At 67.7% G+C, this 20,439-nt stretch carries 20 protein-coding genes; 9 read left to right on the top strand and 11 right to left on the bottom strand.

All coding sequences use genetic code 11. The features are described from left to right. Nucleotides 1-51 precede the first annotated feature (51 nt). Nucleotides 52-1,866, top strand: coding sequence for a Kelch repeat-containing protein (locus NOV65_RS14265; protein WP_257307224.1), 1,815 nt, complete (start codon nt 52-54; stop codon nt 1,864-1,866). Nucleotides 1,867-1,966: 100 nt separating this feature from the next. Here the strand turns inward: NOV65_RS14265 and lipA are convergent, their stop codons facing one another. Beyond that, nucleotides 1,967-2,893, bottom strand: a complete 927-nt coding sequence (gene lipA, locus NOV65_RS14260) for a lipoyl synthase (RefSeq protein ID WP_257307223.1) — start codon at nt 2,891-2,893, stop codon at nt 1,967-1,969. 432 nt (nt 2,894-3,325) lie between these two features. Between lipA and NOV65_RS14255 the strand changes: the two genes are divergently transcribed. Genes NOV65_RS14255 through NOV65_RS14245 form a run of 3 tightly spaced genes read left to right on the top strand, consistent with a single transcriptional unit; the run spans nt 3,326 to nt 7,595 of the window. Continuing rightward, complete coding sequence (locus NOV65_RS14255; RefSeq protein WP_257307221.1) at nt 3,326-3,736, top strand: EamA family transporter; 411 nt, start codon at nt 3,326-3,328, stop codon at nt 3,734-3,736. Nucleotides 3,737-3,752: 16 nt separating this feature from the next. Then, on the top strand, nt 3,753-5,642 hold the full coding sequence (locus tag NOV65_RS14250) for an APC family permease (protein ID WP_257307219.1): 1,890 nt from the start codon (nt 3,753-3,755) through the stop codon (nt 5,640-5,642). Nucleotides 5,643-5,663: 21 nt separating this feature from the next. Then, complete coding sequence (locus NOV65_RS14245; RefSeq protein ID WP_257307217.1) at nt 5,664-7,595, top strand: APC family permease; 1,932 nt, start codon at nt 5,664-5,666, stop codon at nt 7,593-7,595. An 18-nt stretch (nt 7,596-7,613) separates the two neighbouring features. Here the strand turns inward: NOV65_RS14245 and NOV65_RS14240 are convergent, their stop codons facing one another. Both NOV65_RS14240 and NOV65_RS14235 read right to left on the bottom strand, forming a co-directional pair. After that, a complete protein-coding gene (locus NOV65_RS14240; RefSeq protein ID WP_257307216.1) occupies nt 7,614-8,333 on the bottom strand; it encodes a hypothetical protein in 720 nt (239 codons plus the stop codon). Nucleotides 8,334-8,430: 97 nt separating this feature from the next. After that, a complete protein-coding gene (locus NOV65_RS14235; protein ID WP_257307215.1) occupies nt 8,431-10,101 on the bottom strand; it encodes a M4 family metallopeptidase in 1,671 nt (556 codons plus the stop codon). Nucleotides 10,102-10,290: 189 nt separating this feature from the next. Between NOV65_RS14235 and NOV65_RS14230 the strand changes: the two genes are divergently transcribed. From NOV65_RS14230 to NOV65_RS14220, 3 genes are read left to right on the top strand one after another with little or no spacing between them, the layout of a single operon-like run. After that, nucleotides 10,291-11,586, top strand: a complete 1,296-nt coding sequence (locus tag NOV65_RS14230; protein ID WP_257307213.1) for an MFS transporter — start codon at nt 10,291-10,293, stop codon at nt 11,584-11,586. 34 nt (nt 11,587-11,620) lie between these two features. Continuing rightward, nucleotides 11,621-12,031: a guanyl-specific ribonuclease gene (locus NOV65_RS14225; RefSeq protein ID WP_257307211.1), complete on the top strand. Its 411-nt coding sequence runs from the start codon at nt 11,621-11,623 to the stop codon at nt 12,029-12,031. Next, complete coding sequence (locus tag NOV65_RS14220; RefSeq protein WP_257307208.1) at nt 12,031-12,477, top strand: barstar family protein; 447 nt, start codon at nt 12,031-12,033, stop codon at nt 12,475-12,477. Before NOV65_RS14225 ends, NOV65_RS14220 begins: the two co-directional genes overlap by 1 nt. Nucleotides 12,478-12,481: 4 nt before the next feature. On the opposite strand, the gene NOV65_RS15520 is transcribed toward NOV65_RS14220, so the two are convergent. The 4 genes from NOV65_RS15520 to NOV65_RS14195 are packed head-to-tail and all read right to left on the bottom strand — an operon-like array spanning nt 12,482 to nt 15,530. After that, nucleotides 12,482-13,120, bottom strand: a complete 639-nt coding sequence (locus tag NOV65_RS15520; protein WP_306672141.1) for a YceH family protein — start codon at nt 13,118-13,120, stop codon at nt 12,482-12,484. A gap of 7 nt (nt 13,121-13,127) precedes the next feature. Then, complete coding sequence (locus NOV65_RS14205) at nt 13,128-13,697, bottom strand: DUF3501 family protein (protein ID WP_257307207.1); 570 nt, start codon at nt 13,695-13,697, stop codon at nt 13,128-13,130. Between the two features lie 2 nt (nt 13,698-13,699). Next, nucleotides 13,700-15,094, bottom strand: coding sequence for a heterodisulfide reductase-related iron-sulfur binding cluster (locus NOV65_RS14200; RefSeq protein WP_257307205.1), 1,395 nt, complete (start codon nt 15,092-15,094; stop codon nt 13,700-13,702). 16 nt (nt 15,095-15,110) lie between these two features. Beyond that, nucleotides 15,111-15,530 (bottom strand): rubrerythrin family protein, encoded by a 420-nt coding sequence (locus NOV65_RS14195; RefSeq protein ID WP_257307203.1) that lies wholly within the window; start codon nt 15,528-15,530, stop codon nt 15,111-15,113. Nucleotides 15,531-15,674: 144 nt separating this feature from the next. Here NOV65_RS14195 and NOV65_RS14190 point away from each other — a divergent pair, with 144 nt between their 5' ends. Beyond that, on the top strand, nt 15,675-16,583 hold the full coding sequence (locus NOV65_RS14190; RefSeq protein ID WP_257307200.1) for a LysR substrate-binding domain-containing protein: 909 nt from the start codon (nt 15,675-15,677) through the stop codon (nt 16,581-16,583). Here NOV65_RS14190 and NOV65_RS14185 read toward each other — a convergent pair. The 4 genes from NOV65_RS14185 to rhlP (NOV65_RS14170) all read right to left on the bottom strand — a co-directional run bounded on the left by NOV65_RS14185 (nt 16,580) and on the right by rhlP (NOV65_RS14170) (nt 19,726). Then, complete coding sequence (locus NOV65_RS14185) at nt 16,580-17,356, bottom strand: thiazole synthase (RefSeq protein WP_257307198.1); 777 nt, start codon at nt 17,354-17,356, stop codon at nt 16,580-16,582. The genes NOV65_RS14190 and NOV65_RS14185 overlap by 4 nt on opposite strands. A 186-nt stretch (nt 17,357-17,542) precedes the next feature. Continuing rightward, nucleotides 17,543-18,025: a rhomboid family intramembrane serine protease gene (locus NOV65_RS14180; RefSeq protein ID WP_257307197.1), complete on the bottom strand. Its 483-nt coding sequence runs from the start codon at nt 18,023-18,025 to the stop codon at nt 17,543-17,545. Further along, nucleotides 18,025-18,885, bottom strand: coding sequence for a rhombotarget lipoprotein (rhlP, locus tag NOV65_RS14175; RefSeq protein ID WP_257307196.1), 861 nt, complete (start codon nt 18,883-18,885; stop codon nt 18,025-18,027). Before rhlP (NOV65_RS14175) ends, NOV65_RS14180 begins: the two co-directional genes overlap by 1 nt. A 22-nt stretch (nt 18,886-18,907) precedes the next feature. Continuing rightward, a complete protein-coding gene (gene rhlP / locus NOV65_RS14170) occupies nt 18,908-19,726 on the bottom strand; it encodes a rhombotarget lipoprotein (protein WP_257307194.1) in 819 nt (272 codons plus the stop codon). An 84-nt stretch (nt 19,727-19,810) separates the two neighbouring features. Here rhlP (NOV65_RS14170) and NOV65_RS14165 point away from each other — a divergent pair, with 84 nt between their 5' ends. Beyond that, nucleotides 19,811-20,416, top strand: coding sequence for a TetR/AcrR family transcriptional regulator (locus NOV65_RS14165; protein ID WP_257307193.1), 606 nt, complete (start codon nt 19,811-19,813; stop codon nt 20,414-20,416). The last annotated feature ends 23 nt before the right edge of the window (nt 20,417-20,439 follow it).

Below are 20,439 nucleotides of genomic sequence, written 5' to 3'. Positions count from 1 at the left end.
CTCAAGGCCACTCTGAAGGTTCCAGTCCAGCCTCCGGCGGTGGGCCTCGTCGTGAGCCCATACCGTGCCACGGTTTACCGGAACACGTCCCCCATCGGCCGGGCCGGTGTTTCCTTCTCCGTCCGCTTTTTCGGTTTGCCCTCCTCTGTGGCCAACGTCGAGGTGGTGGAAGGCCCCGCAGGCGGTTCCATGGATGGTGCCAACTACATCGCACCAACCACCATCGGGACGTACCACATCCGATTTACGAGCGCGTCGAATCCCTCAGTGTCCACCGTGGTCGCAGTCACCGTCGTCGATGATCGGATGCCAGCCTTGGCGCCGTATGCCGTCGAGCGTCGCAATGTGCTCAATGGCGGCACAATCCAACTCCAACCCGTGTTCGATCATCTCAGTGACCATTCTTTGGCCTGGGAGGTGGACGCTGGGAGCGGGGCGGTAGGCAACCGGGGTACTGTCGACCCGCACGGGGTTTTCACGCCCCCGGCGGGGAACCAATTTGGTGGCTCCTCGGTGACCGCCACGAGTGTCGAGGATCCGTCAAAGAAGGCGTCATGGGCTGTCGTCTATTCAAACTTCGTTATCACGCCTGATCAGGTGAATCTCCCAATCGGAACGGGGTTCCAGTTCGGCTACCAATCAAACAGCTACCTCTTGTCGACGCCCAGTTTCGGCTTCACCGATGAGGTCAATGTGTCTTGGGTTCCAGAATTTGGGAACATGAGTCCCCTTGGTTGGCTGCAGGCCGGTGATTACGCGAAGACCCTTACGGTGTGTGCCTATCTACCGGGAAGCGCCGAGGTGACCCGGGCAAAGGCAAAAATCACCGGCAAAGGCCCCTCCACCGTCATCAAGGGTTTTCCAGACTCCCCAAGCGGTTTTCCTTCGGACACCTATGGCGCGCGCTTGAAGGATGGGAGTTTTCTGCTTCTTCCAGCTTTTGACCAGAGGGATCTGGTCAAGTTCGACCCCACCACCCTGACTGCCACGAGTGTTGGCACCCTCTCTCATTACCGCATGGGAGGAAGGGCCACGACTCTGCAGGACGGCCGCGTGCTGATCACGGGGGGACTGCATGGCTATGGCATGGTGCTCTGCGACGAGGCCGAAATCTTCGATCCCGCCACGGGCCTGACCTCCCCGGCTGGAAACCTCATCACCCCCAGGGCCAATCACCAGGCGACCCTGCTCGCGGATGGCCGTGTGCTACTGACCGGCGGGAGGGGCGAGACGTTTCAGTACATGAAGAACGCCGAGGTATTTGATCCTGCCAAGGGGACGTTCTCGGCCCTGGAGCCGATGCATACATACCGGGGGGACCACACGGTGACTCCCCTGGCCGATGGAACGTTCTTGCTTGTCGGCGGTGAAAGCTTCCTTCTCGGGTCAAAGCCTGAGCTCTTTGATCCCATGACGAACCAGTTCATCGAAACAGGGCCAGTCATCTACCCCCGGGGCCTGGGGTCGAGTGCGACACGGTTGGCCGATGGAAGGGTCCTCATCCTCGGCGGTGAAGGTGTCGGCACAAGTGCCTTGCCCTTCGCGGAGATATACGACCCCAGCACCAACACCTTCCTGGATGTTCCGGGTCAGATGGCCTTCCAGCGCCGGAATCATCGGGCTGTGCTCCTGCCCTCCGGCCAGGTGCTCATTAGTGGTGGAGACCCCGTCGGAGCGCCCATCGGTGCTTTGGAGCTTTTCAACCCGCTGACGGGTGCCTTCTCCCGCCAGGGAACCATGGTGCATGCACAACCCAGCCACCAGACAGTGGTCATGGCGGATGGAAGCGTCCTGTTTTTCGGTTCTGGTCCCCGGGTCATCGAGCGACTTCCTGCCTCGACCTTTCCCGTCCCTTCCATCCATTAGACCAGAACCCGGATGAATATCCTTCTATCGCTCACCCTTGTTGGCAGGGGGGCGGCCAATGGTGTCGAGCGGTCGGACCCGCTGAATGCAAGCGCCACGCCTAGGCGATGCTGATGCCTTCCATGCCCGAAACCTCGTGGGCGTTGAAGCTGGAGCGCACGAGGGGGCCGGCGTACACGGTCTGGAAGCCGAAGGCCTTGGCCTTGGCGCCCAGTTCCGCGAACTCCTCGGGGGGCACGTAGCGCTTCACGGGCAGCTGGTGGCGGGTGGGGCGCAGGTACTGGCCCAGGGTGAGGATGTCCACGTCGTTCCTGGCCAGGGCCTCGAAGGTGGTGAGCAGCTCGGCCTCGGTTTCGCCGAGGCCGAGCATGAGGCCGCTCTTCGTGCGGAAGTTCTCGCCGTAGAGTGCTCTTCCCATTTCCTTCGCGTGCGCCAGCACGCGAAGGCTGCGCTCGAACCGGCCCGCGGGCCGTACTTCGGGGTAGAGGCTGGGCACGGTTTCCGTGTTGTGGTTGAACACGGCGGGGCCGGCGGCCACCACCCGGGCCACGGCGTCGAGGTCGCCCAGGAAGTCCGGCACCAGCACTTCCACGCCCACGCCCGGGTTGCGGCGGCGGATGGCGAGGACGGTCTCGGCGAAGTGGGCGGCGCCGCCATCCGACAGATCGTCCCGGTTCACGGAGGTCAGCACGGCGAAGCGCAGGTTGAGGGCCGCCACGCGCTCGGCGGTCTCCTGGGGCTCGTGGGGGTCCAGCAGGCGGGGCTTGCCGCTCTGGATGCTGCAGAAGCCGCAGGCCCGGGTGCAGACCTCGCCCATGAGCAGGAAGGTCGCGGTACCGTGGGTGAAGCAGTGGGTGCGGTTGGGGCACCGGGCCTCTTCGCAGACCGTGTGCAGGTGGGAGTCCCGCAGGTCCTTCTTCATGCCGTGCAGGTCGCCGAGCTTCACCCGCTCCTTGGTGATCCATTCCGGCAGGCGGGGGTGCCCCTCGAGCACTTCGCGGCCCACGCGCTTGGAGAATCGGGCCATCTTAGGACCTGCCTTCAAAATGGATGCGAGCCGCGACGGGCCCAGCCGCGTGATCCAGCAAGGAAGCGCGCGCAGGGCGATGCGGGACATCGTTCAAGCGCGGTGACGCTGCCGGGCGCGCGGCTGGGCCCGTCCCGGAGGGCAAGGGGCGGCGCCCGGCGCGAAACTGCGTCAAACTCCTCGTCAATAGTGCCGCTATTGCCATCGTCGCTTTCCTCGTCTCGCTTGGGCGGCGCCCCTTGCGCGGCCACACCCCATTTTGAAGGCAGGTCCTGATGTCCTGATCCTCCAGTCTCCCTTGGCGGGCCGGAATCGCCAACCATCGTTCTCCCCCCGGGGAGGGCGGCACGGGGTTTCCTGTGGCCTCCGTCAACCCTTGTCCCCACAGGCGGCGCCAACCCCCATAATGGTTCCCCTTGGGGTGAGTCGGGTATGGGGTGGTTCAGTTGGGCACTGGCGTCGATGATCCTCATGGGTCTCGGGAACCTGGGCATGAAGGCAGCGGGCCACCGGGGGCTCAATCCCGCCGCGGTCCTGTTGTGGGTGGTGCTGGGCGAAGTGCCGCTGGCGCTGGCCTACTGGCTGTGGCGCGGACGTCCCGCCGGCTCGCCGGCCGGCACGGCCTGGGCGCTGGCCGCGGGGATCTTCACCGCCGCGGCCCTGGTTTGCGTGAATGAGAGTTTCTTCCGGGGCGCCAAGACCGCCATCGCCATCGGTGTCATGAACGCCAACTTCATCCTCGTCGCCATTCTGGCTTTCGTTCTCTTCCGCGAGCACCTGCAGCCCTCGAAGCTGGTGGGGCTCGCGGCCACCCTTTCCGGCCTCTGGCTGATGGCCCGCTGAACCAGGAGCCCTGAAGATGGCCAATGTCCGACGCTTCCTGCTGGGCCGTCGCCTCGCCAGCGAGGAAAGCCACGAAGCCCGCATCAGCAATCCCGTCGCCCTGGCGGTGTTCAGCTCGGATGCGCTCTCCTCCGTGGCCTACGCCACCGGCGAAATCATGGCCGTGCTGGGCCCCTACATGGCCATGGCGGCCTTCGGTCCGGCGGTGCTGTCCTGGTCCTGGCCCGTGGCCGTGGGCATCGTGCTGCTGCTCACCATCCTGACCGTCAGCTACCGGCAGACGATCTTCGCCTATCCCAGCGGGGGCGGCGCCTACATCGTGGCCAAGGAGAACCTGGGGGAGGTGCCGGCCCAGGTGGCCGGGGCCTCCCTGCTGGTGGATTACGTGCTGACGGTGGCCGTGAGCGTGTCCGCTGGCGTCACGGCCATCACCAGCGCCTTCCCCGCGGCGGACGCCCACCGGGTGGCCCTTGCCTTCCTGGTGGTCACCGTCATCGGGCTGATCAACCTGCGGGGGGTCAAGGAGAGCGGTGCCGTGTTCTCGGTGCCGACCTATGGGTTCGTGATCTCGATGTTCGCGATCATCGGGCTGGGCTTCTGGCGCTACTTCGCGGGCGGCGTATCCGTGGGCGAGCACCACGCCGTGGCGGCTCCGCCCCTCCCGGGCTGGCTGGCCATCTGGGTGTTCATGAAGGCGTACAGCGCGGGTTGCACGGCCTTGACCGGCGTGGAGGCCATTTCCAACGGGGTGTCGGCCTTCCGGGAACCCACGGCGCGAAACGCGGGCAAGACCATGGTGTCCATGGTGCTGATGCTCGGCGCCATGTTCCTGGGCATCACCTGGCTATCCAATCACTTCGGCATCATCTATACCGGCGAGGGCGAATCCCTGCTGTCCATGCTGGAGCACCGGATTCTCGGGAATGGCCCAGGCCTCCCCCACGTCACCTACCTGATCATGCAGGCCTTCACGATGCTGATCCTCTGCCTGGCGGCGAACACGGCCTACGCGGACTTCCCGCGCCTGGCGGCCATGATGGCCCGGGACGGCTTCCTGCCCCGCCAGTTCTCCAGCCAAGGGGATCGCCTGGTCTTCTCGAACGGGATCTTCATCCTGTCGTTCCTGTCAGGGATCCTGCTGTGGATCTTCAACGCCCGTGAGCATCATCTGTTGCCGCTCTACGCCGTGGGCGTGTTCCTGGGCTTCACCATCTCCCAGACCGGCATGGTTCGCCACTGGGTCAAGCTGCGCGGGCACCGTTGGGCCCTCAAGTCGGTCATCAATGGAGCCGGTGCGTTCACTACGATGATCGTGATGATGGTCATCATCGTGACGAAGTTCACCCATGGCGCCTGGGTGGTGGTCCTGGTCCTCCCCCTCATGGTCATGACCTTCTTCAACATCCACCGTCACTACATCCGCGTGAAGTCGATCCTGGCGGGTAGCCGGGCCGACTTCATCAGCCCCCGCAAGAACCGCGTGGTGGTGCTGGTTTCCGGCATCCACTCCGGCGTGGTGCAGTCCCTGAACTACGCCAAGGTTATCGCGGACCATGGCGAGGTCGAGGCCCTCACGGTGGACTTCCCCGACGAGCACGGCCGGGACAGTGCGGCCCTGGAGCGCCTGCGTTCGGACTGGCCGCGGTACTGCGAGGGCATCCCTCTCCGCTCCATCCGCAGTCCCTACCGCAAGATCGTGGAGCCCATCGTGGAGGAGCTGGACCGCATGCGCCGGGCGGAGCCGGAGTACACCATCACGGTGATCCTCCCGGAATTCGTGACGGGCCACTGGTGGGCCAACGTGCTGCACAACCAGACGGCCTGGCGCATCAAGGGCACCCTGCTCATGAAGCCGAAGACGGTGGTCATCTCGATCCCCTACCACCTTGAGCCCATATTGGAGTAGCTTTCTGGCCGGGAGCTACGGATGCAGAGCTTGAGGCGGATCCTGCTGGGCCGGCGGTTGGCCAGCGAAGAAACCCAGCACACCAAGATCAGCAATCCCATCGCCCTGGCGGTTTTCAGCTCCGACGCGCTGTCCTCGGTGGCCTACGCCACCCAGGAGATCATGGCGTCCCTGTCCAGCAGTGTGGGCCACGCCCTCGGGGCCGGGGCCCTGGCCGGAGCCGCGGGCTACGCCATGTTCGGCTGGTCCATCCCGGTGGCCCTGGGAATCGTGGGCCTGCTGGGCATCCTGGCCATCAGCTACCGCCAGACGATCCTCGCCTACCCCGGGGGCGGCGGTGCCTACATCGTCGCCATGGAGAACCTGGGCGACATGGCGGCGCTGACGGCGGGCGCCTCTCTGCTCCTCGACTACACCCTGACCGTGGCGGTGTCCGTCTCCTCGGGCGTGGCCGCCATCACGGCCGCCCTGCCGGCGCTGGAGGGCCACAACGTCTCGCTGACCCTGGCGGCCATCGGGTTCATCGCTCTCATGAACCTCCGTGGGGTCAAGGAGAGTGGCGGCCTGTTCGCCATCCCCACCTACGGCTTCGTCATCAGCATCCTCCTGGTGCTGGGCTACGGCACGCTGAAGCTCGTGTTCGCCGGGGGGCCCGCGCCGGCCCAGGTCCAGCAGGCCGTCAGTCAGGGCACGAACTTGGCCGGCCTCACGATGGCCTGGGTGTTCATGCGGGCCTACAGCGCCGGCTGCACCGCCCTGACCGGGGTGGAAGCCATCAGCAACGGCACCACGGCGTTCCGCGATCCCGCCGGTCCCAATGCCGCCAAGACCCTGCTGTGGATGGTGGGCCTGCTGGCCGTCATGTTCCTGGGGATCACGCTCCTGGCCCACCGGTTCGGCGTGACCTACCAGCACAGCGCGGATCCCTCGATGGTGGCCGAAACACTGCTGTCCAAGCTGAACAAGGCCATCCTGGGGGACGTCAGCCACGGGTTCCCCAAGCTCGTCTACTACGTGGTCCAGGGCTTCACCTTCGCCATCCTGGTGGTGGCGGCCAACACGGCTTTCGCAGATTTCCCCCGCCTGGCGGCGCTCCAGGCCCGGGACGGCTTCCTGCCCCGCCAGTTCGCCAGCCAGGGCGACCGCCTGGTGTTCTCCAACGGCATCCTCATTCTCTTCTTCTTCTCGGGGGTGCTGGTCTGGCTCTTCCACGCCAACACGGACATCCTGCTGCCCCTCTACGCCGCGGGCGTGTTCATGGGTTTCACCATCAGCCAGACAGGCATGGTGGCCCACTGGCGGAAGATCCGGGGCCGCCACTGGCACCTGAAGGCGGCCATCAACGGCCTGGGGGCCATCACCGCCTTCGTGGTGCTGCTGGACATCGCCATCACCAAGTTCATCCACGGCGCCTGGATCGTGATCCTGCTGGTGCCGGTGCTGGTGGTGATCCACTTCAACATCCGCCGCCACTACGTCGGCGTGAAGGGCAAGCTCGCCGCCAGCCGGACGGACGCCTTCCTGCGGACCAAGCACCACGCCCTGGTGCTGGTCAACGGCATCCACCGGGGGGTGGTGCAGTCCCTGCTCTACGGCCGCCATGTCGCCGGGGACCGGGTGGAGGCCCTGACGGTGGACCTGGGTTCCGACGGCGTCCGCGAGAGCCGCGCCATGGAGAAGCTGCGGGCGGACTGGACCATCTACGGCATGGGAGTCCCTCTGCGCTGCGTCCCCAGTCCCTACCGCAAGATCGTGGAGCCCATTCTGGTGGAGGTGGACAACATCCTGGCCGCGGAGCCGGAACTGGTTCTCACCGTCATCCTGCCGGAGTTCATCGCCCCCAAGTGGTGGCAGCAGTTCCTCCACAACCAGAGCGCCTTCCGCATCAAGGCCGCCCTGCTCATGAAACCCGGCGTGATCGTCACCTCCGTGCCCATGCACCTGCCCGAGTAGGGGGCGAAGGGGCGACCCTCAGCGCATCCGGCCCGTGGGCCGGGCCAGTAGTTCCTGGCCGCTGAGCAGCTCCCCCAGGGTGCGGTGGCGGGGGCCCAGCACCATGCAGAGGAAACTGAGGGGGAAGCAGAGCACCGACAGCATGTGAACGAGGGAGAAGGCCATCCGTCGTTCAGGGGAGTTCTCGGGCAGGGTCACACCGAAGGTGGCCATCAGGGGGGACTGCCCCGTGAGCGCCAGGGGGGCCATGAAGAGGATCCAGGACGTCGCCAGCAGGTAGGGCAGCACCAGGGGCCAGGCCCCGGTCAGGAGCCGGGAGGGGGAAATGCCCAGCACCCAGGCCGGAAGGGTCAGGGCCAGACCCTGCACCAGGAGCAGCAGCAAGGCTTCGGTGGCCTCCACCTTCACCAGGGGCCAGAAGCTGGAGACGGGTTCTTGGAAGCCCAGGGCCGGGTGGCCGTGGATCCCGGGCGCGGGTGGGGGCGGCTCGAGGCGGGGCCGCTCCAGCTCTTCCGGGGCCACATCCACCGCCACGGCCGCCACGCGGCCCAGGGCGGGGGCCGTCAGGGCCCGGGGGGGCGCCTCGAGGGGGACATGGGCCAGGGCCGAGGCCTGGAACAGCATGGGCCGCCCCTGTCTCGGCGGCGCCAGGGTCAGGCCGCATTCCGGGCACTCCGCCGCGAGCAGGGAGAGTCGGGTCTGGCAGCTGGGGCAGGTGCGCCGGGTGGAGGTGGTCATCAAGCACCACTATCGGTCAGGGCACTCCCGGGGGGAACCTCCGAAATGGCCAGCGCCCCGGCAGACCGGGGCGCTGGGGTGTTCGAAGACGGGTTGGCTACTTCACGTTCACGGCCAGCCAGGCCTTGTTCACGGTGGCGTATTCGGTGGAGGCGGCGCCGTAGAGGTCCGTGGCGGCGCTGAGGGTGGCGGTGCGGGCGCCGGCGTAGTTGGTGCTGCTGGTCATGTAGACCGTCAGGGCACGGAACCAGATGCGTGCGGCCTTGTCGTTGCCCAGGCCGGCGATGCTGGTGACGCCGTTGGCCATGGGGGACTGGATGCCGTCCGAGAAGGCGTCGATCTGGCTGCCGTGGGACAGCAGGAAGAAGAAGTGGTTGGCCACGCCGGAGCTGTAGTGGACATCCAGGCGGCCGAGGGTCTTGGACCAGGCATCGGGGCTGGAGCCATCCAGGCTGGGCTTGTGCATGAAGCGCAGGGGACGGACGTACTTGGCGGTGGCCAGCTGCTCGCCGATGTAGTAGTTGGCGGCGGGGACGGCCTTGTTGGTGGAAGGCGTGGTGGTGGTGGCGCCCGTCCAGTAGACGTTGATGGTGGAGGTGATGTTGGAGTAGTTCGGCACGGTGGTGGTGCCGCCGCCGTGGGCCATGAATTCCACCATGGTGCCGTTGATATCCGAGTTGGCTTCGTTCAGGCCGCCGGACTCGCCGCGGTAGGTGAGGTTGGCGGTGCGGGCGCAGACGCCATGGCTCATCTCGTGGCCGGCCACGTCGATGGACTCGAGGGACTTGAAGGAGGAGCCGTCGCCGTAGGTCATGCAGAAGCAGCTGTCGGACCAGAAGGCGTTGTCATAGGCGCTGCTGTAGTGGACGCGGCTGTAGGTGGCCGTGCCGAGGCCGTCGATGCCGTTCCGGCCGAAGATGTTCTTGTAGTAGTCGTAGGTGAGACCCACGCCGTAGTGGGCGTCCACGGCCGCCGTCTGGCCGTTGGCGGAGGTGGTGCTCGCGCCGGAGACGTAGTTGGTGCCGTCGCCCCAGGTGTTGTCGGCGTCGGTGTAGGTGGTGCCGTTGCCGGTGGTGGCGTGGTTCAGGTCGCGCGTGTCGAAGTTCATGCCGCGGACGGTGTCACGCAGCTCGTAGCCGCTGGCCAGGCTGTTGGTGTTCAGCGCGACGGTGCCGGAGTACTGGCTGTTGCCGGTGCCGTTGGCGGCCGTGGTGTGCAGGGTGCTCCACTGCTCCAGGATGGCGCCGCTGTGGGCGTCCACGAGGAAATCGGTGTGGCGGGTCTCGGCGGCGCCGTTCTCCAGCTCGGTGTGGATGTGGTAGGCCAGGGTCGGCTGGCCGACGGTGACGACCACGAGCTCGGAGGTCGGCGTCTGGGCGTAGGCGCCCCTGGGGGCCAGGGACTGGTGAGCCACGGCCAGGGCCTCGGAGGCGCCAAGGCTGGGGGTGACGTTCAGGTTGAGGCCGCGGACCAGGGCGTCCGTGCGGCTGGTGACGGCACCGCCGCGCAGGTGGACGATGGTCTCGCCCTCGAACACGCGGACGCCCTTGTAGAACTGGTTCATGCGGACGTGGGCCTCGCCGGTGGCCTCTTCGAAGACGTTCTTGGTGGCGAAGCTGGCGTTCCGGTCCAGGCCCAGCTGGAAGACGCGGGCATCCAGATGGCGGGCCGCCTCGTTGGCGAGGGGGTTGTCCACGGGACGGGCGGCGAAGGCCGGGACCATTAGGACCGCGGCGGCAGCAAGGCGAAGGGCGAGACGGGATGGCAAGGTGACCTCCAGGGAGCTTGAGCTCCAGATGGGTGGATGGGGATGACAAGGACTGAGGTGCGTGGATGAATGCTAGGTGCCAGAAGGTAAAACAGCTCTGTTAAGTGTTATGAATTTTTATGAGAATCAATTCTATTTGAGGGTTGAAAGCCGGCCCTGTCACCATCGGAGGAAACGCCCGGGAGCTGCATGACCTCCGAATCCCCCCTCCGTACCCTTCCGCCTCCTCCGCCGGCCTTCCGCTGGCTGGTTCTGGTGGTGATCAGCCTGGCGATGTTCGGCAACTACTACGTCTACGACGCCATCAGCCCCCTGGCGGACGTGCTCCAGAAGCAACTGGGTTTCTCGGACGCCAACATCGGCCTGCTCCAGGGCATTTACAGCGTGCCCAACATCGTGATGGTCCTCATCGGCGGCATCCTCATCGATCGCATCGGCGTGAAGAAGGCCACCTTCATCTTCGGCGTCCTATGCTTCCTGGGGGCCCTCCTCACAACCCTGAGCCCGAAACTGTGGGTCATGGCCTCGGGCCGCCTGGTCTTTGGCCTCGGCGCTGAAAGCCTCATCGTGGCGGTCACCGCAGCGGTAGCCCAGTGGTTCCGCGGCAAGGAGCTGAGCTTCGCCTTCGGCATCAACCTGCTCATCGCCCGGCTGGGTTCCTTCGCGGCCTTGAACAGTCCTACCTGGGCCCGCTGGGCCTTCGGTTCCTGGCGGACGCCTCTGCTCATCGCAACCGTCTTTGGCGCGGTGTGCGTCATCGCCGCGGGCATCTACTGGCTCATGGAAAACGGCGCCGCAAAGCGCTACGCGCTGGGCGGACAGGGTGGCACGGACAAGGTCGTGTGGGGTGATCTCTTCAAGTTCACTCCCACCTACTGGTACGTGGTGGCCCTGTGCATCACCTTCTACAGCGGCATCTTCCCCTTCCAGACCTTCGCCGTGAAGTTCTTCCAGGATGCCCACGGCGTGAGCCGCGAGGCCGGCGGTTTCCTGTCCTCGATGCTTACACTCTTCGCCATGATCGGCACGCCGCTCTTCGGCCTCATGGTGGATCGCGTAGGCAAGCGGGCATTGTTCATGATGCTGGGCAGCCTCCTCCTCATCCCCGTCTACCTGCTCATGGCCTATACCCACGTGAGCCTCTTCGTGCCCATGGCCATGATGGGTATCGCCTTCAGCCTCATCCCTGCGGTCATGTGGCCTTCCGTGGCCTACCTGGTGCCGGAGGAGAAGCTGGGCACGGCCTACGGGCTGATGACCCTCATTCAGAACGTGGGCCTGGCGGGATTCAACTTCCTCATCGGCTGGGCCAACGACCACGCGGTGGCGAGCGCCGGGCACCCGACCGGCTATCGGCTGGGCATGTGGATCTTCAGCAGTCTGGGCTTCTTCGGGTTCCTCTTCGCTTACTTGTTGCGGCGGGCGGAGACGGGACCGGGCGCCCACGGGCTCGAGACCATCACCACCGCCAACCAGCCTGGGTAGCAGTACACTTGGGCTCCGCTTCCCTGGAGGCTGCATGACGGTTTGGCGGAGGACCCTCGCGCACTTGGCCGGTGGCCTGGTCGCGCTGGTCGCCTTGCTGGCGCCGATGGCTTGTGGTCCCGAAGCGGCGCCTCCCACCCAGCCCCCGGCCCAGGTGCAGTCGGCACCGATCGATGCGGTCCCCGCCCATGCCCGCGAGACGCTGGCCTATGTCCGCCAGCACGGCTACGCCCCGCCGGGCTACGTGGGCGGGCGCGTCTTCGGGAACTACGAAGGTGTGCTGCCCCGCTACGACACCCGCCGGAAGCGCATCGAGTACCGCGAGTGGGATGTGCACCTCAAGGCCGAGGGCCGCAACCGTGGGGCCGAACGGCTGGTCACCGGCAGTGATGGCCGGGCCTGGTACACCCCGGACCACTACCGCACCTTCACCGAGGTGAAGTGATGGACTGGTCGTTCCTCGCCTCCACCCAGCGGCCGCGCGTACACGTCTGGTCGGGCTCCCCGTCCGGCTTGGTGGATGCGGCGCCGACCGACCCGGGCCGGATGCTCCGCTGGTTGCGGGGCGATCGCATGCGGACCCGCGCGGGGCTCATGGATGAGTGGGCCGCCGCCGCCCAGTTCCCGCCGCACTTCGGCGGCACCTGGGACAGCCTGCGGGATTGCCTGTCGGACCTGCCCGAAGGAGGCACCTTCCTGATCCTGGAGGCGGACCAGTTGCTGCAGGACGCGCCTCCGGACGATGGCGTGACCTTGCTGGCCGTCCTGGCGGACGCCGCCGAGGATCTGACACCCCAGCCCTTCCACCTGGTGCTCCAGGTGGAGCCCGCCCGGCGGGGGGACCTGGTGGAAGGCCTTCGGGCCCTGCAGGTGGCCTTCCGGGATCTGTAGGGAGCTAGAACTGGGCCTTGAACGCCTCGAAGGCGGTGCGCAACTCGGCCAAGTTCCCGCGGAGGGCGGCCACCTCCTCCTCCAGCCGGTCCAGGCGCGGTTCCGGGCGATCCCTCCGGGCACCAGAGGGTTCGGGCGAGGCATCCGCTTCCACGGGGCCGCTCAGCAGGTGGGCCACCCGCGCTTCCCGGGCGCCGGGGGCCCGGGCCAGGCGGAGGGCGAGGGGCGGCTCGGCCTCCAGGAGAGCCTCCAGACAGCCCTCCAGTTCGGCCAGGTCGGGGAAGGCGTACATGCGCCGGGTGTTCGTGCGCAGCTCGCCGGGGGTTTGCGGACCCCGCAGCAGCAGCTCGGCCAGCAGGGCCGCCTCCTGCACGGAGAGGTTCCAGGTGGGCTTGGCGGTGTGGGCGATCTTCAGCACGCGACCCGGCCAATGCTCCGCAAGGCCGCGCGCGATGAGGGTGTCCACGGCCGCCTGCACCTCCGTGTCCGTCACCGCCAGCACGGGGTCGCGGTTGCTGGACTGGTTGCAGGCGTTCAACAGGGCGTTCAGGGAGAGGGGATAGACATCCGGAGTGCTGAGCTGTTTCTCCAGCAGACAGCCGAGGACACGGCATTCCAGGGGGGCGAGGTCCAGGTCGGGCATGAACGCATTATGCCCCGGGCGGGAGGCGGCCCAGGTCTTCGAGAAGGGCCTGCCGGGTGGCAGGGGGCAGGGGGGCGCTGGCGGCGAGATCGGGCAAGTCCACCACCAGGCCCGCGGGGACGCGGGGGCCCACGGGGAAGGTGAGGAACTGCACGGAGGAGAGTTTCTCGTCGTTCATCTGAGCCTCGTCGAAGCGGGCGGCCGCGCGGGTGCCGTCGGTGAAGGTCAGGTACAGGTGGCTCGGCAAGGTCCTCCAGCGCCGGAGGAGGACCGGGCGCAGGGCGGCATCCGGGATCTCGATGAGCAGGGTGCAGCCCAGCTCCCCCTCGCCGCCCAGCACGGCGTTGTAGGTGTCCAGCTCGTGCTGGATGTCGGCCTCGCGCACCATCTGCTCGGCGCGCACCATCTCCTGGATCTGGTAGCGGATGGTCTCCCGGTTCTCGAAGAGCAGGGTGAGGTGTTCGCCCAGGTGAACTCGGCGCAGGTCCTTGGCGGCCATGGCCGCGGCGCGGATGGCCTCCCGCCGGTCGGCGTAGGTGAGAAAGTCCAGGATCTCGGAGCGTTCGACCCGGGCCATGGTCACTCCACCCGTGGATCCACGGCCTTCGGAAACCCGTCCTTGCGGTAGGCCCGGGCCAGGATGGTCATGGGATGCATGGCCCGCCGCCCGGCGTGCTGTTCGAACTGCAGGCCCGCCAGGGGACACTCCGTGGCCCAGACCTCCGCCTCATCCACGGCCTGCATGCCCGTGAAGGCCTTCTGGCCCACGCGCCGGCTGGCCTCGTAGGTCTCGGCGCGCATGGCGTAGGTGCCGTCGTGGCCGCAGCACTCCATCACGGAGACGATGGAGACACCGGGAATCTTCTTCAGCAGGTCGCGGCCCTTGAAGCCGATGCTCTGGGCGCGGAGGTGGCACGGGGCGTGGTAGGAGATGGGACCCGGGCTGGACTCGAAGCTCCAGTTGGCGCGGGGCTCGTTGCGGATGGACCAGAGGAACTCCGCGGGATCCCGCACGGCGGCCGCGAGGCGTTTCGCCCGCTCGCGGTCCGCACCCTCCAGCAGCTCCGGGTACTCCCGGCGCAGCATCATGGCGCAGGTGGGGTTGATGGCCAGCACCAGCGAGCCCGCCTCCACGTGGGGCAAGAGGGCGTCCAGGTTGGCGTGGGCCTGCTTCCGGAGGCTCTCCAGGTCGCCGTGCTCCCAGGCGGGCATGCCGCAGCACTGGAGGCCCTTGACGCAGCCCGCCCGGCAGCCGTTCTTCTCCAGCACCTCCAGGGTGTCCTTGCCGAGCTGGGGCTCGTTGTTCTGCACGAAGCAGGTTTGGAAGAGCACGGCCTCGGCGCCGGGCTCCGTCTGGATGCGCCCGCTCTTCACGGCCCAGGCTTCGAAGGTGGTAGCGGCGAAGTCCGGCAGGCGGGCCTCCCGGTGGATGCCCAGCGTCTTCTCCATGAACCAGCGGTGGATCGCCACCCGGTTCATGGTGTTGGCCAGGCCGAAGGAGGCCCGGGCCAGTTTCGCGGCAAGATCCGGATCGCCCAGGACCTGGTCGCGCAGGGTGCCGCCCCGCCGCTTCCGGCGCTGGGCCTGGTAGCGGTGGACGAGCTTCGGGAAGTCCAGGGCGAAGTCGTGGCCCTCCCGCGGCGTGTAGGGGCACTGCACTTCGCAGAGCTTGCACTGGAAGCAGTCGTCCATGACGCCATCGCGCTCCTCCCTGGTGAGGGCGCGCACATCGCCATGGTGGCGGTTGTCGATGAGGCTGAAGAGGCCCGGGAAGGTGTCGCAGTACTTGAAGCACATGCGGCAGCCGTGGCAGATCTCGAAGGCCCGCTCCACCTCCTCCTTGAGCAGGCCCTCGTCCCAGTAGCGCGGATCCGAGGTGTCGTACACCGTCCCCGGACCCGCGTGGTAGCTGATGCGCCGCCCCGGCGTGGTCTCCGGGCGGCCGGCGCCCTCCGCCGGGTGGAACTCGGCCATGGCATGCCCTCCGGGATCAGCTGATGGACTCGAGCATCTTCTGGAAGCGGCCGGCGTGGCTCTTCTCGGCCTTGGCCAGGGTCTCGAACCAGTCGGCGATTTCGGCAAACCCCTCTTCGCGGGCGGTCTTGGCCATGCCCGGGTACATGTCCGTGTACTCGTGGGTTTCGCCGGCGATGGCGGCCTTGAGGTTGAGGGAGGTGTCGCCGATGGGCAGGTCCGTGGCGGGGTCCCCCACGGCCTTCAGGTAGTCCAGGTGCCCGTGGGCATGCCCGGTCTCGCCGTCGGCCGTCTCCTTGAAGTTGCCGGCCACCTCCGGGTAGCCCTCGATGTCGGCCACCTTGGCGAAGTAGAGGTAGCGGCGGTTGGCCTGGGATTCGCCCGCGAAGGCGTCCTTCAGGTTCTGGTGGGTGCGGGTGCCTTTCAGTTTGGACATGGCTCCTCCGGGATCGGGTCCCCAACATAGGTCCGGCCGTGTCGGGGAGCCGATACTTCTTCCAGATCGTTTTGATAGTCCTGGGCTATCAGACGGGTGATCGGATCTTGGAATCTCCGATCGGGGCTGCCATCCTCCCCCCCGATGACGCGTCCCTCCGACCTCTCCTTCCGGCAGTTGGAATACCTGGTGGCCCTGGCGGACACCCTGGGTTTCCATCGGGCCGCAGAACGGGTCCATGTCTCCCAGCCCTCCCTCAGCGCCCAGATCCAACAGGTGGAGGCCACCCTGGGGCTGCGGCTGTTCGAGCGGGATCACCGCCGGGTATTCCTCACCCCCGCGGGCGAGGAGGTGGTCGCCCGGGCGCGCCGCATCCTGCAGGAGGCCCGGGACCTCCTGGTCTCGACCCAGGCCTGGCGGGATCCCTTCCAGGGCACCTGGCGCCTGGGGGTCATCCCCACGGTGGCCCCGTACCTGTTGCCGGAGGTGCTGCCGGCCCTGGCCTCGGCCCACCCGGGCCTGCGCCTGAAGCTGCGGGAGGAGCGCACGCCCGTCCTGCTGGCGGAGCTGGCTGCTGGGGGCCTGGAGGCGGCCATCCTGGCGGAGGGGACGGACCTGGGCGACCTGGTGCGATCCCCCCTGCGGGAGGATCCCTTTCTGCTCGCAGCCCCGCTCCACCATCCCGTGGCCCGGAAGGCCCGGGTCACCCTCCGGGATCTGGAGGGCCAACCCCTCCTCCTGCTGGAGGATGGCCACTGTCTGCGGGGCCAAGCCCTGGCCTTCTGCGGCGAAGCGGGGGTGCGGGAGGTGGACTTCCGGGCCTCCAGCCTGCCCACCCTGGTGCAGATGGTGGCCGCGGGCCTGGGCCTCACCCTCCTGCCCGATCTTTGCGCGGCCGTGGAAGGGGGCCGGGCGCCCCTGGCCCTCCGCCCCTTCGGCCGCCCCGGACCTGGGCGGACCCTGGTGTTGGCCTGGCGCCGGGAATCCCCCCTGGCCGGGGCCCTGGAGACCTTTGCGGGGGATCTTCGAAGGGCCTGGCCGGAGATCGGCTAGCGGCCAATCACGCCGGTGATGGGGCTGCTGGCGCTGGCGTAGAGGCGCCTGGGCATGCGGCCGCTTTCGAAGGCGAGGCGCCCGGCGATGACGGCGTGATCCATGGCCTGGGCCATCTTGGTGGGCTCGCCGGCCTCGGCCACGGCGGTGTTGAGCAGCACGCCGTCGGCGCCCAGTTCCATGGCCAGGGCGGCGTCGGAGGCGGTGCCCACGCCGGCGTCCACGATCATGGGCAGCTGATAGGACTCGACCACTTCCTTGATGAGCAGGAGCGTCATGGGGTTCTGCACGCCCAGGCCCGAGCCGATGGCGCTGCCCAGGGGCATGACCGCGGCGCAGCCCACGTCGCAGAGCTTCTTGGCGAGGATGGGGTCGGCGTTCACATACGGCAGGACCGTGAAGCCCTCCTTCACGAGGATCTTGGCGGCTTCCAGGGTTTCCTCGTTGTCGGGATAGAGTGACTTCTGGTCGCCGATGACCTCCAGCTTCACCCAGTCGGTCTGCAGGGCCTCGCGGGCCAGGCGGGCCACGCGCAGGGCCTCCTCGCGGGTATAGCAGCCGGCGGTGTTGGGCAGCAGGGCGATGTCCTTGGGGATCCAGTTCAAGATGTTGTCTTCGCCCTTGGCGGCGAGGTCGAAGCGGCGCACGGCCAGGGTCACCATCTCCACCCGCGCGGCCCGGTAGCAGGCCTGCATGGTGGCGAAGTCCTTGTACTTGCCCGTGCCCAGGACGAGGCGGTTGCTGAAGGTCTTGCCGGCGATGACGAGGGACATGGCGCGCTCCGAGGCTCCAGTCTAGCCCCCCCAGCTTCCACTTAGAGGGGCCGCGCGCCTGGACCGACCAGCGCCAAGGCTCGTTCCCCCGCGCGATCCTGGTCGCTCCGGGCGCAGCCCTGGCCTCCCGGGATCACAAGTGGGGCGCAGAGCAGCATTCTCCTGAGTCTCCATGGGAGGTGGAGGTCAGGCGGGACGAGGGCGGGGCCAAGGCGGCAGCGCTGAGGCGAGGCCCAGGACGGTTCCCCACAGGTGGGCGGCGGGCAGGGTCCGCCAGCCTTCAGGGTGGAGCAGGACGCCGCCGCCGAGGGCCGCCTCCATCCCCAGCTTCAGCAGGAGCCCCCCGAGCATCAACTGACCGACGGGGGCGGAGCCCCGCCGCTCGGCCAGGCGCAGGCCCACCAGGGCCCAGAGAGCGCAGGCCAGGCCCGAGGCGCCGCGGTACTCAACTCCGGCCAGGGAGGGCAGCAGCAGCAGGCTCAGCAGGGGCGGGATCAGAAGCATCGCGAAGGCCAGGCGCCGCCGGTCTTGGCTGCCCACCAGGAGCCAGGGCACGGCCAGGGCCACCGCGTTGGCCAGGGCGTGCTCCCAGCCGAAGTGGACCAGGTGGCCCGTCCAGAGGCGCCAGGGCTCCCGAAGGGCCTCGGCGGTGAGAGCAAAGACGTCCATCAGGCCCGCCGGAACCTCAGCGCCAGGCCGAGGAGGATGAGGGCGCCCAGGGCCTCCACCCAGCTGAAGCTGCCGCCGAAGTTCCGCCCGCCGCTCTGGCGGAGGGACACACCCTGGCGGTCCACCACGTCCACGTCCTTGCGCTCGCCCCGGGCCACCTCGGCCTTGAAGGCACCCACCTCGGCGTCGAGGTTCTTGGCGAGGTCGGCCATGGCCAGCTCCAGGCCCTTCGCCGAGTGCTCGCGCAGCTGCTTCTCGCGGTAGGCCCAGGTGGAGCTGCCCTTGACCTGGCTCTGGCCGGGGGCGCGCAGCAGGAAGGTGTGGCTGGCCACATCGTAGACGGCGGCGTCGATGAGGGTGTTCGTGTCGTTGGCGTCGCCGGGCAGCACGTAGGCGCCCACGATGGAGAGGTAGGTGAAGCTGTACCAGCGGGGATCCGTGTTCTGCACCTGGTCCACGCTCACCAGGGCCATCACGTCCACGCCGTACATCCGGGCGACCTGGTCCATGTTCTCGAAGCCGCCGCTGCTGCGGAGGTAGGCGCTGGGCACCGGTTTGATCTCGGAGATCCAGGGTCGGTCCTTGAAGCTCTGCTTCACCACGTCCAGCAGCTGCTTCTCCTGACCGGGGGCCAGGAGGTTCTGGACCCGCCAGGAGGCGTGGCCGCCCGGGACGAAGGCGATGCCCAGCTTCAGGGGCAGCTTGAGGCGGGCGCCGGCGGGGTTGGGCAGGGGTGCGGCCTTCTCCTTGGGATAGAGGTAGTCCATGAGGCTGCTGCGACGGACATGGGTCTCCGGCGTGTTGCAGCCGAGAATGGCCAAGAGGGCCAGGGCGGCGACGAGGATGGGGGTGCGGGGCATCGGAGCTCCTTGGAGAGCGGGTTCAGCGACGGGTGGGGTCATAGGCGGGACTGCCCAGCGGGTTTCCAGCCTTGTCGATCAACTGCACATCCTTCCGGGCGCCCTGGAGGATGTCCTGCTTGAAGGTGGCGACGCCCTGGTCAAGGGAGGTGGAGAGCTGGGTCATGGCGAAGGCGAGGCTGTCCCGGGCCTGTTGTCGGAAGGCCTCCTCCCGCCCGGACCAGGTGGAGCTGCCCTTGACGGTGCCCACGCCCCCGGCCCGGAACAGGAAGGTGCGGGAGGGCACGTGGTAGACGGCTGCGTCCACCAGGGTGGTGGTGTCGTTCTTGTCACCCTTCACCATATAGGCGCCCACCAGGGTCCAGTAGGTCCACGAGTACCAGCGGGGGCTGCTGAACTGGACCTGGTCCACGCTCACCAGGGCGACGACTTCGATCCCGAAGGTCCGGGCGACCTGATCCAGGTCGGCAAACCCGCCACCCTGGGTGAGGTAATGGCTGGGGATGACCTTGAAGGAGGCGGTCCACGGCTTTCCCTGGAAGACCTCGGCCACCTTCTGTTCCTGGAGGAGTTCCTGCTCGGGCGAGAACAACCCGTCGGGGCCTTCCCCCAGCCCACCGCCATGCCCCTTCCGCACGGTCGCTTCCTTCGGTACGAAGGCGATGCCGAGACGGAGGGGCAGTTGCAGGCGGGCTGGTCCGGTGTTTTCAGTGGCGGTGGGGGCCTCCCGGACCCCCAGGTAGGCGGTCAGGCTACTGCGACGCTGGACCGTTTCGGGTGTGGCGCAGCCGGTGATGAACAGGACGAGGGTGGCGAGCAGCGGGAGGAGCGGTGATCGCATGGGGCCTCCGGTCTCAATACGGTTGCGTATGGTTGCCATACGGTATGGTATGGTAAGCTGGCCCGTTCACCTGTCAAGGCGGTCATGTCCACGCCCCGCAAGAAGCGCCCTCGTCCAGCCGTGCCCCTGTCCCCCGAGGCCTGGGTCAAGGCGGCCCAGGCCCTCATCATCCGGGAAGGGGTCTCGGCTGTGGCGGTGGAACCCCTGGCCCAGGCCCTGGGGGTCACGAAGGGGAGTTTCTACTGGCACTTCGACAGCCGGGATGCCCTCATCCGGGCGGCGCTGGTGGACTGGGAGCAGGATCAGAGCGCCGATGTGGTGACCCGCTACGGGGGCATCGCCGATCCCCGGCGGCGCCTGCGGGTGCTGTTGTTCGCCGCCTTCGAGGATGTGGAGAACGGGCTCTTCTTCGCGGCCCTGGCGGTGTCCGGAGAGGACCCCCGGGTGGCCCCTTTTCTTCGACGGGCCACGGAGCGCCGTCTGGCCTTCGGGGCGGAGGCCTTCATGGCCCTGGGGCTGACCGAGGCAGAGGCCCGCCAGCGCGCCCTGCTGGCCTACGCCGCCTATGCGGGCTACTTCCAGCTGCTGCGCGCCACGCCCAAGGCCGTTAAAGAGGTGACGGACCTCAGCGGCTACGTGCACCAGCTGGCCGACGCCTTCGTGCCCGCCCGGCCTTCGCGCAAGGCTTGATCTTCCGGGCCGGGAGGCGTTCC

It is taken from the genome of Geothrix campi (assembly GCF_024609265.1).
Lineage (GTDB): Bacteria > Acidobacteriota > Holophagae > Holophagales > Holophagaceae > Geothrix > Geothrix campi.
Note: the sequence above shows the minus strand (reverse complement) of the source record. Positions and strands in the feature narration are given on the sequence as shown.

Bases quoted from the DNA above. Each gene is read 5' to 3' on its own strand.
- NOV65_RS14190 (WP_257307200.1), top strand. From the start codon at position 15,675: ATGACGCGTCCCTCCGACCTCTCCTTCCGGCAGTTGGAATACCTGGTG.
- NOV65_RS14200 (WP_257307205.1), bottom strand. From the start codon at position 15,094: ATGGCCGAGTTCCACCCGGCGGAGGGCGCCGGCCGCCCGGAGACCACG.
- NOV65_RS14185 (WP_257307198.1), bottom strand. From the start codon at position 17,356: ATGTCCCTCGTCATCGCCGGCAAGACCTTCAGCAACCGCCTCGTCCTG.
- NOV65_RS14195 (WP_257307203.1), bottom strand. From the start codon at position 15,530: ATGTCCAAACTGAAAGGCACCCGCACCCACCAGAACCTGAAGGACGCC.
- NOV65_RS14245 (WP_257307217.1), top strand. From the start codon at position 5,664: ATGCAGAGCTTGAGGCGGATCCTGCTGGGCCGGCGGTTGGCCAGCGAA.
- lipA (WP_257307223.1), bottom strand. From the start codon at position 2,893: ATGGCCCGATTCTCCAAGCGCGTGGGCCGCGAAGTGCTCGAGGGGCAC.
- rhlP (WP_257307194.1), bottom strand. From the start codon at position 19,726: ATGCGATCACCGCTCCTCCCGCTGCTCGCCACCCTCGTCCTGTTCATC.
- NOV65_RS14225 (WP_257307211.1), top strand. From the start codon at position 11,621: ATGACGGTTTGGCGGAGGACCCTCGCGCACTTGGCCGGTGGCCTGGTC.
- NOV65_RS14230 (WP_257307213.1), top strand. From the start codon at position 10,291: ATGACCTCCGAATCCCCCCTCCGTACCCTTCCGCCTCCTCCGCCGGCC.
- rhlP (WP_257307196.1), bottom strand. From the start codon at position 18,885: ATGCCCCGCACCCCCATCCTCGTCGCCGCCCTGGCCCTCTTGGCCATT.
- NOV65_RS14205 (WP_257307207.1), bottom strand. From the start codon at position 13,697: ATGGCCCGGGTCGAACGCTCCGAGATCCTGGACTTTCTCACCTACGCC.
- NOV65_RS14255 (WP_257307221.1), top strand. From the start codon at position 3,326: ATGGGGTGGTTCAGTTGGGCACTGGCGTCGATGATCCTCATGGGTCTC.
- NOV65_RS14180 (WP_257307197.1), bottom strand. From the start codon at position 18,025: ATGGACGTCTTTGCTCTCACCGCCGAGGCCCTTCGGGAGCCCTGGCGC.
- NOV65_RS14165 (WP_257307193.1), top strand. From the start codon at position 19,811: ATGTCCACGCCCCGCAAGAAGCGCCCTCGTCCAGCCGTGCCCCTGTCC.
- NOV65_RS14220 (WP_257307208.1), top strand. From the start codon at position 12,031: ATGGACTGGTCGTTCCTCGCCTCCACCCAGCGGCCGCGCGTACACGTC.
- NOV65_RS14240 (WP_257307216.1), bottom strand. From the start codon at position 8,333: ATGACCACCTCCACCCGGCGCACCTGCCCCAGCTGCCAGACCCGACTC.
- NOV65_RS14250 (WP_257307219.1), top strand. From the start codon at position 3,753: ATGGCCAATGTCCGACGCTTCCTGCTGGGCCGTCGCCTCGCCAGCGAG.
- NOV65_RS15520 (WP_306672141.1), bottom strand. From the start codon at position 13,120: ATGCCCGACCTGGACCTCGCCCCCCTGGAATGCCGTGTCCTCGGCTGT.